Genomic DNA, 13,704 nt, shown 5'->3' on the forward strand with positions numbered 1-13,704 from the left:
CGAATTATCACTCATATCTATCCCGCTTTGACTTAATAACTTTAATTACATCATCATGTTGTTGACCTTCAATAATGTCTTTTAAATGTATTTTTCCTTCAATATATTGAATATGGATGCGCCAACCTGATATTTTATCTATATCGGCTCTGTATATTGCTTGTTTAATACCTGTAACTTTATGGAGCCTGGTTTTAGGAAAACTTCTAGTTCGATGACACTCATTATCTTCTAGTTCAGCTAAAGCTTGGAGAAAATCAACTTTTAACTCCTCTGGCAAAATCTTAATTGCTTCATGGATGACACCATATTCATCTAAAAGAGGCTTTATTTGTGCCATTAGCTAGAATGAACCTCAATTTCTTGATTTTCTACAGTAAAATCTTGGTAAAGAGTTTCCGCCACTGAATTATATGCTTTTGGTGCATCTTCAGGCTTGACGGCTCTAAATAAAGTTATTACAGTCCGATCAAAAATTGGATCATCATCAATCGTCAGAATTATTCTAATTTTGTCATTAATTCTCAGAGAATATATGGAAGAATCATAATTTTCATTAAGTCTAATATTTCTTAATTGTGTGCTATTTTTATAAAATAAATTTGTATCTGTTGAAAGTAACTCAACATATCGATTTAGTTTTTTAATAATCTTAAATTTTTCTGTATTACTAAATTGCTCTAAATCTTGTTCAAAATCTTTTGTAGATTCAATCAATATATCCATAGCATTTGCTCCTGGGATTAAATCCCCGACTTACTTTAAATTTAACGTAGAGAATAAATAATTAAACATAAAAAACTCAAAGCATGAATCCCCAACTTCTCAAAGAAGCCAGGGATATGGGTATGAAGTTGATTGATACCCAGATTTTCAAAAAAATTACGACAAAGGACGGTAAACCCGATAGTTGATTTCAGGGAAAATGTTATCCATTAATTCCACTTTTTCTAACCAACCACTATCGACTTTGCCGATTTTAACATCTTCGTAGAGCTTATTAAACCGCATTAGGTGCGATCGCGTTCTTCTCACAGCATAGGGAACCATTGTTCCTGTCCGCATAATAAAAGCCCAGTCAGAAGATTGTGCTAGTAAAAGTTCCCGCGCCGCTTGATTCAGTGCTTTTTCCTGCAAATCATCTTCAGCTTCTATGTGCGATATTTCAATCATGCGTTCGGTTGCTTTGTGTAAATGCGGATAAATCCAAGCATTTGTTTCATTTAACCAATACTCATGGAAACCCTTATAGCCCCAACTCGACTGCGAAGGCCGACAAACTTGCTGAGTCGGTTCTGTCCGCAAATAATCAGCCAAATGAGCCATTTGATATGTGCCTTGGTCATGCCATGATTTCCGGAACAGGTAATCAATAAACCAAGGGCCTTCATACCACCAGTGACCAAATAACTCGGCATCATAGGGTGACACAATAATGGGCGGACGACCCATAATACCGTTCAGATGCTCAACTTGGCGTTCCCGGTTATACATAAAGTTAGCGGCGTGTTCTGCTGCTTTTTCCCTTGCCCAATAAGGATCATAGAGTGCTTTATCGGAAAGCCCTAAACCACGACCAGTAATTTTGTGATACTTAATGCCAGTATTTTTTCGCTGACCATTGGGCATGATGTAGGGCTTAATGTATTCATATTCTGCTTCCCAGCCCAAATCTTTGTAAAATTCCCGATATTCTGCTGCGCCAGGATAGCCCACTTCAGAAGACCATACCTGTTGGGAAGATTCATGATCTCGACCAAAAGCCGCAACACCAGGTTCTGTGAAAATCGGCGCATAAGTACCAAAGCGGGGGCGAGGACGGGCATACAAGATCCCATGTCCATCAGTGAGGAAATAACGTAAACCAGCATCCGCCAGCATTCGCTCCACACCTTCATAGTAAGCGCATTCCGGCAACCAAATACCTCTGGGGGCTTGACCAAAGGTTTGCTCATAGTGTTCACAAGCTACCTGAATTTGCGCCCACACAGCTTGTGGATACATTTTCATTAGTGGTAGATAGCCGTGAGTAGCACCACAAGTGATAATTTCTAAGTTATTACTATCTTGAAACTTCTTAAAACCTGTGATCAAATCACCTTTGTAGTATTCCCATATCTGACGTGCTTCGTTAAACTCATTAGCGTAATGTTCTGCTAAATAACGAAGATGCCCATTCTTGACATTACGCTCAATTTCCAGTTCTGTAAGTTCTTCTAGTTGGGCTAGGTGCGCGTCATAGCGTTCTTGCAATAGAGGGTCACGGAGCATCGACACTAGCGGCGGTGTCATACTCATGGTGATTTTGAAGTCGATACCGTCTCGCTTTAACCCCTCAAATACTTTTAATAATGGAATGTATGTTTCGGTGATGGCTTCATAAAGCCATTCTTCTTCTAACACATAGTCACTTTCTGGGTGACGAACAAAGGGCAGATGTGCATGAAGTACAAGCGCGACGTAGCCGATAGCCATAGTGATTTTAGGGTAGTACTTGTAAGTTTAAGAACGAGGGTTTGGCGAAATTAACAATATTTTAAGACTTTATGGGGTGCGTGACTGTAGTTTTCTAGTGGGCTGTATTGTTAAGATATTTAACTAGATTTTTTCCAGATTGTTGACCAATTAACACTCATGTACAGGTGGGTTTACTAATGATGGCGACGAACCACAGATTGACTACTTAAACCCGCCCCTACCAACTCCTCACTCAGCACTCAACACTTTAATCTTCGGGTTCGTTATACAATTGCTCTAATTCTTGCAACTGTGTTTTCCGGGAGACACGACGATATTTTTTACTCTCTAACTTCGGTTCATACTGCTGCTTACCCTTGCCTTTGCTTTTAATTTTCATCGTTGATTCGGGATCGGCTTGTTGATGAAGCTGAGTTTGACGGGCGATCGCTTGATCTAAAAATTCCAAATAATGCTCATACCTTTCCCAGTCACCCCGCACCACACAATCAGGCTCATCTCGATGCAGACAGTCACTAAATCGACAGTTAGCCACTGCTAATCGTTCTCTGGCTTCTGGGAAATAATAGATTAATTCTTCGGGACTACAATCCAAATCAGGTTGATTAAAACCGGGAGTATCTGCCAGTAAACCACCTCCAGGCAATTCAAATAATTCTGTATGGCGCGTTGTATGACGACCACGTGCTAGTTTGCCAGAGACTTCCCCCACTCGCAGGTTAACATTGGGTATCAGCAGATTGATCAGGCTAGATTTCCCCACACCGGAAGGCCCAGCAATGACAGTAATTTTATTATTTATATACTTAAGTAATACATCAATATTGATGCTATTTTGAACACTAATAAATAGTGGTTTATAGCCCCAACCCAACAGGCGATCGCTAATTTCTTGTTGTACCTGTAGCGAGACTAAATCACTTTTATTTAAGCATAACAGCACATCATCTACGTCAGTAGATTCAGCCTTTACCAGAAATCGACTTAATTGATAAGGTTCCAAAGGTGGATCTGTCACCGCAAATGCCAAAAGAATTTGGTCAACATTAGCGATCGCGGGACGGTCTAATAGGCTTTCACGAGATAAAACGTCTGAAACTGCTCCCCTACCACCAGACCAATCTGGCTCTGAAACAATGACGCGATCGCCCACCATCACTTGCTGCCCGATTTTTTTCAACCGGGTTCTGCGAGTACAGAGGAGGATTGGGGGATGAGGGAGTGGCGAAAAATCTTCCTTGTCTTCTACATCCAGCTGCACGCGATAAAAATTAGCTTGCACGGCTAGCACCGTACCGAGTAACTGTCCATTAGTAGACATAGTTTCCACTGTTGTCATTGGGCAGTAGCGGGACGGCGTACCAACAAAGAAAAATAGCCCATGCAATCTGTAATTTGCTCCACCTGATAACCTGCCATTGTTAAGCTATCGGGAACTTGCTCAATAGGTTCTCCAGAGTCTAACCAGACTTCTAACAAACCTCCCGGCAGCATTTTTTCCAAACATAATTTTGTGCGGACAAAATTAATCGGGCAAGGAGTGCCGCGCAAATCAATTTGAGCATCGGGAGTGGAAAGATGAGGGGAATTCATTATTTAAACAGGTTTCCCAAAAATCCTTCTAGACCACCCTTACCAGTACGGTCTCCCTTAATTTTAGCCAGCTTCTCCAGCAATTCTCTTTCCTCTGGAATCACCTTAGTAGGAATATCAATTAAGATCGTCAACAGATGATCTCCTCGACTAACAGGATTTCCCAAGCGAGGTACACCCCGGTTTTCCAGCTTCATCACTGTATTCGGCTGAGTTCCCGCCGGAATAATCAATTCCACTGGCCCATCTACCGTTTCTACTTCCAAACGGCAACCTAAAATTGCTTGCAAATAGCTAACTTTAATTTCTGAGAGAACATTAATGCCATCTCGTTGGAATTCCTCATCTTCATTAACGAATAAATAGACATACAAATCACCAGGAGGTCCACCACGTTGACCAGCATCTCCTTCTTGAGAGATACGTAAACGCGTACCATTATCCACCCCAGCCGGAATAGTAATCTTGAGTTTCTTCGGGACTTGATTTGTACCCTTACCATCACAAGCATCACACTTGTCTTCAATCACCATTCCTGTACCGTTACAGGTAGGACAAGTTGAGACTTGAGTGAAACTACCAAAAGGTGTTCTAGTCACACGACGGACTTGACCAGAACCACCACAAGTAGAACAAGTCCGAGGGCGAGTCCCTGCTTTGGCACCAGAACCACCACAGGTATCACAAACCTCTAAATGGGAAATACGAATTTCCTTTTCGCCACCAAATACCGCCTCACGAAAGTCTAACTTCAGGTCTAGCCTTAAGTCATCGCCCCGCACTGGCCCACTGCGCCGTCGTTGCGTGGTCGGGCCACCCATACCACCACCAGCGAAGCCACTGAAAATACTTTCAAAGATATCGGCAAAGCCGCCCATATCCCCCATGTCTTGGAAACCTGCGCCAGCCGCAGCAGCACCTGAAACACCAGCTTCACCAAAACGGTTATAACGTTCTCGAACATCTGGCTCAGAAAGCACCTCATAGGCGCGGTTAATTTCCTTAAATCTATCTTCCGCTCCCGGTTCTTTGTTCACATCTGGGTGATACTTCCGGGCTAAACGGCGGTAGGCTTGTTTGATGTCTTCTTTGTCGGCGTCACGAGAGACACCCAGAATTTCATAATAGTCGCGGGCCATATAGCAAAGGTAAAAGTTAAGAGGAAGAAAGCAGAAGGCAATAAACGCCACAAACACTTGCTATCCTACGGTAAGTCATATCCTGGAGGAGCTGCTATCACAGTATGCCAGTCAGGATGATCAGATTTACTCCTGTGATTCGCTCAAGGGCGAAAACTCGCTCAGGTGAATTCTTTGGATAAAGCAGTGTTATTGGGAAGGCGGCTTGCCGGACAGCTAGGCAGAAAGCAAAAGTAAATTTTTATTAATAATATATTGATTTTACCGTTTACCTTTCACCTTTCGCAAAAATCACAGCAAGTTTAAAATATAGAGTTGCTTTCCTCATGGGAGAGAAAAAAAGCTGCCAAACTTAGGCACATAAACTATCTTGCTTACAATTGTGCTACCTAACGAGGAAAAACCCTGGTGACAAATCATAGGTGTTAGCCGCACAACCAGGTGCGGAAAACCTCCCATATTAATTAGAGACTTCCAAATAAAAAAATATCCCGTCGTTTTGAGAGCAGGGGGGCAGGGAGCGGGGAGCAGGGGGAGGAAAGGTCATTTTAGTTGCAGAAATTTGGATCAACTTTTTTGTGGAGTTCTCTTAGAGGGCAGAGGCAGGGGTAGGGTGCAAGGGGGAGAAGACGGTAACTTTCCAATGACCAATGACTAATCTATTGCTTCATAATCAGCTTGTAATGTATTTTCGTCATTAAAATCAAAGTTCAATTGTGGTACTGGTGTATGATTGGGTGGTTCCTCTAATTCTGATGCCAACAAATTATCTGAAACTTCTTCAACCTCAGTGATATTTTCTTGGGTATTAGCTCTGTTGTATACATCAGCACCAATAGCAAATAAAGTCTGTTGAAAGTCATCTAAGCAGCGTTTAAATTCTGTAACCGAAATGCTGGGATTAGCCATAATTTCTCGAAGCTGAATCACTTTTTCATTGGCTAAAACTTTTATTTGCTCACCAATAAAGTCACTATTTTCTTTGAGACTAGATTCATAACTAAACAACAAATTATCTGCTTGGTTTTTGAGATCAACCAGCGCTTTACGTTTTGTATCTTCTTCAGCAAATACTAAGGCTTCTTGCTGCATTCGTTCTACTTCATGGGCTTTTAAACCGCCTGTATTAGTAATCCGAATACTCTGTTCTCGACCAGTGCCTTTATCTTGGGCGGCAACCTTAAGGATGCCATTAACATCAATTTCAAAGGATACTTCTATTTGTGGAACACCACGGGGAGATGGGGGAATTCCTGCCAGCAGAAATTTACCCAGAGTTTTGTTATCCCTTGCCATCGCCCTTTCCCCTTGGAGGATGTGAATTTCCACAGAAGTTTGTCCATCAACAGCAGTGGAAAAAACTTGGAATTTACTGGTGGGAATTGTCGTGTTACGATCAATAATTTTGGTAAACACTTCTCCCAAAGTTTCAATTCCCAGGGATAGGGGTGTGACATCCAATAACAAAAGATTATCGACCTCGCCACTCAGTATCCCAGCTTGAATTGCTGCACCAAGTGCAACTGCCTCATCAGGGTTGATAGAACGGTCGGGCGATTTACCATTAAAAAATTTGACGAGGGCATTCTGCACTGCGGGAATGCGAGTGGAACCACCTACCAAAATAATTCGATCTATATCTTGTGTTTGTAGGTCTGCGTCTTTGAGAGCTTGAATCATCGGCTCAATGGTAGCTTCAATTAAAGGCCCTGCCATCTCTTCAAATTGAGCGCGATTGAGATCCATTTCTAGGTGTTTAGGCCCAGTCTGATCGGCGGTAATAAATGGCAAGTTAATGGAGGTACTCGCCATGTGAGAAAGTTCAATTTTCGCCTTTTCTGCTGCTTCTCGCAGACGTTGCAGAGCCATTTTATCCAGGGAAAGGTCAATTTTCTCTTGTTGTTGGAAACGTTCAATCATCCAGTTGACGATAGAGTTATCAAAGTCATCTCCACCCAAGTGGTTGTTTCCACAAGTTGCCTTCACTTCAAACACTCCATCCCCAAGTAGGAGGATAGAGACATCAAATGTACCCCCACCTAAGTCAAATACTAAAATCAATTGCTCCTGGTCTTGCTTTTCTAACCCAAAGGCTAAAGCCGCAGCAGTTGGCTCGTTGATGATCCGGAGAACTTCAAGTCCAGCAATAGTACCCGCATCTTTAGTTGCTTGTCTTTGGGCATCTGTGAAATATGCTGGTACGGTAATTACTGCCTGAGTTACTTCTTCACCTAAGAAACTTTCTGCATCCTGCTTAAGTTTTTGCAGAACCATTGCCGAGATTTCTTGGGGTGTATAGTTATGTCCGCGAATTTGCACATCAACAGTATCGTCTCGACCTTTGACACAGGTATAAGGTACTCGACTACGTTCTGTTTGAGTATCTTCCCAGCGACGACCGATAAATCGCTTGATACTATAGATTGTATTTTCGGCATTAGTTACGGCTTGGCGCTTTGCCATCTGACCAAATAAGCGAGAGCCACCTTTGCCAAATCCTACAATACTAGGTGTAGTACGTCCCCCTTCAGTGTTGGAAATTACGATGGGTTGACCACCTTCCAATACTGCGACGCAGCTGTTAGTAGTTCCTAAGTCGATTCCAATAAATTTTCCCATACGTATAGTATTTTTACTGAATGCTTCTACCCTGATATTTTGCGGATTGTTATTTTTATGGGCTAATGCTTACGGTAACATCTGTGGAACAGCTCTTACAAATAGTTGATACACAGACAGTTATAAAGGGTGGGCTTTTTGTCATCAAATCGCGCCCTAGATGCAAGCTACTATTAAAAGGCGGGCTGCGGAAGTCCGGCAAACTAGCAACAGCCCTACCTTTTCTAAAGATATACGGTGCCGATTCTCAAGAGAACTTAGGCACTTTTCAGGAGACGAGTTACTCTACTTTAACTTTCAGTGGAACTCGACTGATCTTCGGGTGCAGGTGGTGTATCCTCCTTGGGAGCAGCTACCTTGACCATTGAATGGCGCAGCACGCGATCGCCCAAATAATATCCGCGTACTAACTCTTCTAACACTGTTCCTTCAGGATGTTCATCCGTAGGTTCGCGCATAACGGCTTCATGGAGATTGGGATCAAATTCTGCACCTTCGGGACGCATTGGTGATACACCTATACGTTTCAGGCAATCCACTAGTTGTTTATAAACCCCTTGATAACTTTTGTGAATTGTCATCTCACCGTCACTTTGTGGCTTGAGGTGCGCTCGCGCCCGTTCAAAGTTATCGACTATGGGTAGCAATTCCAAAATAGTGTTCCGCTTTACTTGCAAATCCAGCTCTTCTTTTTCTTTGCTAGTGCGTTTGCGGTAATTCTCAAAATCAGCCGCAATCCTCATATATTGAGTACTACGTTCTTCTAGTTGCGTTTTGAGAGACTCAATTTGTTGAGTCAATTCTGCCAAAGCAGCCGTATCTACTTCAGTTTTATCTGTGACAGCGACACCATCTTCTGGTGTTAATGTTGCATCTTCCGATACATGATTTAGAATGGTCACTGGTTCTGTAACCTCGCTGCCAGATTCGTTGGAGTTGGTTTGGGCTGGGGAGTCACTCGTCATTGATTGCTTTACCTCTGTTGGTTCACCCAATTGCTGGCTTGTATTGTTTACTTGTTTATTTTCGTCCATCATTGTCTACTCGTCCCAGATTGTTTTTATGGCATGAAGTCACCACAGCTTACAACTGAGGCTAATTATTTTGCCGACATTTTCCTGAGAAGTGATGCCACCGTCCCTTTATTGTGACAAATAGTGAACACGTTAGCGTATACACTCTGGGGACGGTATCCCGAACGAGTAAATTAACATCACAAATCAGCCTTCTGGAAGAGTAGTGCTTGATATTATTGGCCTTTCCCCTTGTTTGTCCCACAAAAAAAAGCTCTAGTAAAAACTTTAAACTAAATTTACTCAGTGTCAATGAAAATTATCTCCCTCTAGTAGGGAATACTGTTATTAGAGGTTTTCCTTACTCATCATGGCTCACCTATGACTTACTCGTCACCACAACGGCGCAGTACCGCTCTAACTACAAGAACAGAGTTTTCTCCCTTCGGCAACAAGCTAGTACAGTCTGGCTATGTGAATACCGAACAGATGAGGCTGGCGCTAATTGAAAGCCGCAAGTCTCGCAGACCTTTGACAGAAGTCTTGGAATCGATCACCGGACAACAGCTATCGCCTGAGTTTCTCAGACAATATAAAAAACAACAGCTCTTTGAGCTTAAAATACTGTACGGTGTTGAGTTCCTTGATCCGGAAGTCAACGAAATTGGCAACACCAATGTGGGCAATCTGATTGAATCCCTGATCCCAACGGATATCTGTCGTCGCCATCACTTGGTACCATTATCCAAAAATGAAGACCAAAACCCACCTTGTGTATTGGTTGCAATGGTCGATCCGGATAATTTAGAAGCTTGCGACGACCTCAACCGCATCTTGCGCCCCCAGGGTTTAGTATTACAGCGCATGGTAATTACTCAAGAAGATTACCAACAGCTAATTAACAAATATCTGGATGACTTAGCTGTACGGCAAAAGCTTCTGGATAAAGAAAAATTTACAGATATTAATCAAGATTTAGAAAATCTGAGTAATCTCGACCTAAACGAAGCCCCAGAAGATATGGAGGCGGATTTAGGGGAAGCAATGAAGGGGGCGGAAGATGCTCCAGTAATTAACCTTGTAAACAGAATCTTGGCTAAGGCTTTACACGAAGGGGTTTCTGATATTCATATCGAACCGCAGGAAGAAAACTTACGCATTCGGTTTCGTAAGGATGGGGTCTTAAGTGAAGTTTTCGATCCCCTACCGAAAAAAATTGTGCCTGCGGTGACAGCTCGATTTAAAATCATCTCCAGTTTAGACATTGCCGAGCGACGTTTACCCCAAGATGGACGCATCCGACGAATGTTTGAGGGACGTAAGGTAGACTTCCGTGTGAGTACCTTACCGAGCCGCTATGGGGAAAAAATAGTCCTACGGATTTTGGATAATTCTTCAACTCAGTTGGGATTAAATAAATTAATTACTGACCCCGAAACTTTACAAATTGTCCAAGAGATGGTCAGTCGTCCTTTTGGGTTGATTTTGGTAACTGGACCGACTGGTTCTGGTAAAACTACATCGTTGTATTCGGCATTAGCAGAAAAAAACTCACCGGGCATCAACATTAGTACAGTAGAAGACCCGATTGAGTACAGCTTGCCAGGGATTACTCAAGTACAAGTAATTCGGGAAAAAGGGCTAGATTTTGCAACTGCTTTGCGGGCATTTTTGCGGCAAGACCCGGATGTATTGCTAGTGGGTGAAACAAGAGATAAAGAAACAGCAAAAACCGCCATTGAAGCTGCCTTAACTGGTCACTTAGTCTTAACTACTTTACACACTAATGATGCTCCAGGTGCGATCGCTCGTCTGGGAGAAATGGGTATTGAGCCTTTTATGGTTTCTAGTTCCCTAATTGGTGTTTTGGCTCAACGTTTAGTGCGGCGGATCTGTTCGGAATGTCGTATTCCCTATACTCCCACAACAGAGGAACTAGCTCGCTATGGCCTCACAGCTTCCCAAGATGTAGGTATAACTTTTTACAAAGCGAACACTTTAACATTAGAAGAGATTACGGCAGCAAAAGCCAAAAATCAGGCCATTTGTCCCAAGTGTAATGGCTTAGGCTACAAAGGACGTTGTGGTGTTTATGAAGTGATGCGAGTCACCGAAAACCTGCAAACCCTAATTAACGAAGAAGCACCAACAGAGCGCATTAAAGAAGTAGCCGTTGAAGAGGGCATGAAAACCTTGCTCGCTTACAGTCTAGATTTAGTTCGTCAAGGTGTCAGCACCCTCGAAGAAGTAGAACGAGTCACCTTTACTGATACAGGATTGGAAGCAGAGTTAAAGGCTAAACGTAAGAGTGGTCTAACCTGTCGGACTTGTCATGCTCAGTTACAACCGGAATGGCTAGATTGTCCATACTGTATGACACCTCGTTTTCAAGATTAGTCAGACAATTTTGGATTTTAGATTTTAGATTTTGGATTAAAAATTGAGGACAAAGAACTATGGAAATGATGATTGAAGACTTGATGGAACAGATGATTGAAATGGGTGGCTCGGATATGCATTTATCCGCAGGTTTGCCTCCTTACTTTCGGATCAGTGGCAAACTAACTCCTATCGGTGACGAAATATTGAGTGCAGACCAGTGCCAAAGGCTGATTTTTAGTATGCTCAATAATACCCAGCGTAAAACCTTAGAACAAACTTGGGAGTTAGATTGCTCCTATGGTGTGAAAGGTTTAGCTCGTTTTCGGGTGAATGTCTATAAAGAACGTGGTGCTTATGCTGCTTGTTTACGAGCGCTCAGTTCCAAAATTCCTAACTTTGAAAAATTAGGTTTACCAGACATTGTGCGGGAAATGTCAGATAAGCCCAGAGGATTAATTCTGGTGACAGGCCCTACAGGTTCGGGGAAGACAACCACCCTAGCGGCAATGATTGATTTAATTAACCGTACTAAAGCAGAGCATATTCTCACGGTGGAAGATCCGATTGAATTTGTTTATGAACCGATTAAAAGCTTAGTACATCAAAGACAACTAAATGAAGATACCAAGAGTTTTTCTAATGCTTTGAGAGCCGCTTTACGGGAAGATCCAGATATTATTCTGGTGGGAGAAATGCGCGATTTAGAAACTATTTCTTTGGCTATTTCGGCAGCAGAAACAGGACACTTGGTATTTGGAACTTTGCACACGAGTTCAGCTGCACAAACTGTTGACCGGATTATTGATGTGTTTCCCCACGAAAAGCAAACTCAAGTGAGGGTACAGCTATCCAACTCTTTAGTAGCCATATTTAGTCAAACTTTGGTGACTAAGAAAAACCCTAAGCCTGGTGAATTTGGACGAGTCATGGCTCAAGAAATCCTTGTTGTTACTCCTGCTATTTCTAACTTGATTCGTGAAGGTAAAACAGCGCAAATTTACTCGACTATCCAAACTGGCGGTAAATTGGGAATGCAAACTTTAGAAAAAGTTTTAGCTGATTTATACAAAGCTGGAACTATTTCTTTTGAAGCAGCAATGTCTAAAACCTCTAAACCAGATGAAGTTCAACGTCTCATCGGTACTTCTGCACCACCAGCAAATACAAAACCTGGTGCTAATAATGCTGCAAAAGTGCGTTAAATAAAATTAAACACTTTCAATGATCAAATTTTGGATTTTTTAATCTATGCCAACTTATGTCGCCAGTATTCGGGATGGGCAAGGAAAATCTCGAAAGGAGAAAATTGTGGCTGAATCTTTGTCACAAGCCCGCTCTAATCTTAGAGAACAGGGTTTTGTTGTCCAAGATTTAAAGCAGTCTCAGAGTCTTGCTAGCTTTGATTTTAATAAAATTCAATTGGCAATGACTAAGGTGAGTGTTAAAGATAAAGCAGTCTTTTCTCGTCAATTTGCTGCTTTGGTAAATGCAGGTGTAGCTATTGTCAGAAGTTTAGGGGTGTTATCTGAACAATGTAGCAATCCTAAATTAAAACTAGCACTTATTGACATTAGTAATGATGTGCAAAGTGGGATGAATCTTTCGGATTCTATGCGTAAACATCCTGCCTGCTTTGATGGTTTATATGTCAGTATGGTTCAAGCTGGTGAAGTTGGTGGTGTTTTGGATGAAGTTTTGAATCGTTTGGCTAAGTTATTAGAGGATGTGGCTCGATTACAAAACCAAATCAAATCGGCATTGTCTTATCCAGTGGTTGTGGGTTTTTTAGCAACTGCTATTTTTGTGGGGATGACTGTTTTTTTGATTCCCATTTTTGCAAATATTTTCACAGATTTGGGGACAGAATTACCAGCTCTGACTCAATTTTTAATGACCTGTAGTGAAATATTGAGAAGCTGGCGGGCTTTAGTTGTTGTTGGGGTTTTAATTGGATTTAGTATTGCTTATAAGCAATATTACAGAACACCTGTTGGTCGGATAACAATTGACCGTCTTTCTTTGAAAATGCCCTTGTTTGGTGACTTAATCCAAAAATCATCTGTTGCGCGTTTTAGCCGGACTTTTGGGGCTTTGACTCGTTCAGGTGTGCCAATTCTGACTTGTTTGGAAATTGTCCGAGATACATCAGGAAACCAAGTGGTTGCTAATGCTATTGATGCAGCTCGTGTAGATATTCAACAAGGAGGAATGATTAGCTTGGCTTTGCAACAAGATCAAGTGTTTCCGGCTATGGCAATTCAGATGATTAGCATTGGTGAAGAAACTGGCGAATTAGATGGAATGTTGATGAAAGTTGCTGATTTCTATGAAGATGAAGTAGAACAAACTGTAAAAGCACTTACCAGTGTTTTGGAACCATTAATGATTGTGGTGTTGGGGGGTATGGTGGGGACAATTTTGCTGGCGATGTACTTGCCGATGTTTAAAGTGTTTGAAACCTTGGGTTAAGTAGTTAGAAT

At 42.0% G+C, this 13,704-nt stretch carries 11 protein-coding genes; 3 read left to right on the top strand and 8 right to left on the bottom strand.

From position 1 onward, the window contains the following. Positions 1–7 precede the first annotated feature (7 nt). From VB654_RS12895 to grpE, 8 genes are all read right to left on the bottom strand, one after another. Positions 8–340 (bottom strand): hypothetical protein, encoded by a 333-nt coding sequence (locus VB654_RS12895; protein ID WP_006198637.1) that lies wholly within the window; start codon positions 338–340, stop codon positions 8–10. Continuing rightward, on the bottom strand, positions 340–726 hold the full coding sequence (locus VB654_RS12900) for a hypothetical protein (protein ID WP_323214169.1): 387 nt from the start codon (positions 724–726) through the stop codon (positions 340–342). Before VB654_RS12900 ends, VB654_RS12895 begins: the two co-directional genes overlap by 1 nt. 156 nt (positions 727–882) lie before the next feature. Next, positions 883–2,475: a glycoside hydrolase family 57 protein gene (locus VB654_RS12905; RefSeq protein ID WP_323214170.1), complete on the bottom strand. Its 1,593-nt coding sequence runs from the start codon at positions 2,473–2,475 to the stop codon at positions 883–885. Positions 2,476–2,725: 250 nt separating this feature from the next. Further along, positions 2,726–3,817 carry a small ribosomal subunit biogenesis GTPase RsgA gene (gene rsgA / locus VB654_RS12910; RefSeq protein WP_323214171.1) on the bottom strand — a complete coding sequence of 364 codons (1,092 nt, stop codon included), beginning with the start codon at positions 3,815–3,817 and terminating at the stop codon, positions 2,726–2,728. Continuing rightward, positions 3,814–4,071 carry a sulfurtransferase TusA family protein gene (locus VB654_RS12915; protein ID WP_323214172.1) on the bottom strand — a complete coding sequence of 86 codons (258 nt, stop codon included), beginning with the start codon at positions 4,069–4,071 and terminating at the stop codon, positions 3,814–3,816. Before VB654_RS12915 ends, rsgA begins: the two co-directional genes overlap by 4 nt. After that, positions 4,071–5,210, bottom strand: coding sequence for a molecular chaperone DnaJ (gene dnaJ / locus VB654_RS12920; protein WP_323214173.1), 1,140 nt, complete (start codon positions 5,208–5,210; stop codon positions 4,071–4,073). The genes VB654_RS12915 and dnaJ overlap by 1 nt, the downstream gene beginning before the upstream one ends. A gap of 654 nt (positions 5,211–5,864) precedes the next feature. After that, positions 5,865–7,829, bottom strand: a complete 1,965-nt coding sequence (gene dnaK / locus VB654_RS12925; RefSeq protein WP_323214174.1) for a molecular chaperone DnaK — start codon at positions 7,827–7,829, stop codon at positions 5,865–5,867. 290 nt (positions 7,830–8,119) lie between these two features. Then, positions 8,120–8,866, bottom strand: coding sequence for a nucleotide exchange factor GrpE (gene grpE / locus VB654_RS12930; RefSeq protein ID WP_323214175.1), 747 nt, complete (start codon positions 8,864–8,866; stop codon positions 8,120–8,122). A 357-nt stretch (positions 8,867–9,223) separates the two neighbouring features. On the opposite strand from grpE, the gene VB654_RS12935 reads away from it, so the two are divergent. From VB654_RS12935 to VB654_RS12945, 3 genes are read left to right on the top strand one after another with little or no spacing between them, the layout of a single operon-like run. Next, a complete protein-coding gene (locus tag VB654_RS12935; RefSeq protein ID WP_323214176.1) occupies positions 9,224–11,239 on the top strand; it encodes a GspE/PulE family protein in 2,016 nt (671 codons plus the stop codon). Between the two features lie 59 nt (positions 11,240–11,298). Further along, positions 11,299–12,426, top strand: a complete 1,128-nt coding sequence (locus VB654_RS12940; RefSeq protein WP_323214177.1) for a type IV pilus twitching motility protein PilT — start codon at positions 11,299–11,301, stop codon at positions 12,424–12,426. Positions 12,427–12,472: 46 nt separating this feature from the next. Further along, on the top strand, positions 12,473–13,693 hold the full coding sequence (locus VB654_RS12945; protein ID WP_323214178.1) for a type II secretion system F family protein: 1,221 nt from the start codon (positions 12,473–12,475) through the stop codon (positions 13,691–13,693). Positions 13,694–13,704 lie beyond the last annotated feature (11 nt).

This window comes from Nodularia sp. UHCC 0506 (genome assembly GCF_034931045.1).
Lineage (GTDB): Bacteria > Cyanobacteriota > Cyanobacteriia > Cyanobacteriales > Nostocaceae > Nodularia.

Excerpts from the sequence above, each read along its gene's own strand:
- VB654_RS12895 (WP_006198637.1), bottom strand. The coding sequence starts at position 340 with ATGGCACAAATAAAGCCTCTTTTAGATGAATATGGTGTCATCCATGAA.
- VB654_RS12900 (WP_323214169.1), bottom strand. The coding sequence starts at position 726 with ATGGATATATTGATTGAATCTACAAAAGATTTTGAACAAGATTTAGAG.
- VB654_RS12905 (WP_323214170.1), bottom strand. The coding sequence starts at position 2,475 with ATGGCTATCGGCTACGTCGCGCTTGTACTTCATGCACATCTGCCCTTT.
- rsgA (WP_323214171.1), bottom strand. The coding sequence starts at position 3,817 with ATGACAACAGTGGAAACTATGTCTACTAATGGACAGTTACTCGGTACG.
- VB654_RS12915 (WP_323214172.1), bottom strand. The coding sequence starts at position 4,071 with ATGAATTCCCCTCATCTTTCCACTCCCGATGCTCAAATTGATTTGCGC.
- dnaJ (WP_323214173.1), bottom strand. The coding sequence starts at position 5,210 with ATGGCCCGCGACTATTATGAAATTCTGGGTGTCTCTCGTGACGCCGAC.
- dnaK (WP_323214174.1), bottom strand. The coding sequence starts at position 7,829 with ATGGGAAAATTTATTGGAATCGACTTAGGAACTACTAACAGCTGCGTC.
- grpE (WP_323214175.1), bottom strand. The coding sequence starts at position 8,866 with ATGATGGACGAAAATAAACAAGTAAACAATACAAGCCAGCAATTGGGT.
- VB654_RS12935 (WP_323214176.1), top strand. The coding sequence starts at position 9,224 with ATGACTTACTCGTCACCACAACGGCGCAGTACCGCTCTAACTACAAGA.
- VB654_RS12940 (WP_323214177.1), top strand. The coding sequence starts at position 11,299 with ATGGAAATGATGATTGAAGACTTGATGGAACAGATGATTGAAATGGGT.
- VB654_RS12945 (WP_323214178.1), top strand. The coding sequence starts at position 12,473 with ATGCCAACTTATGTCGCCAGTATTCGGGATGGGCAAGGAAAATCTCGA.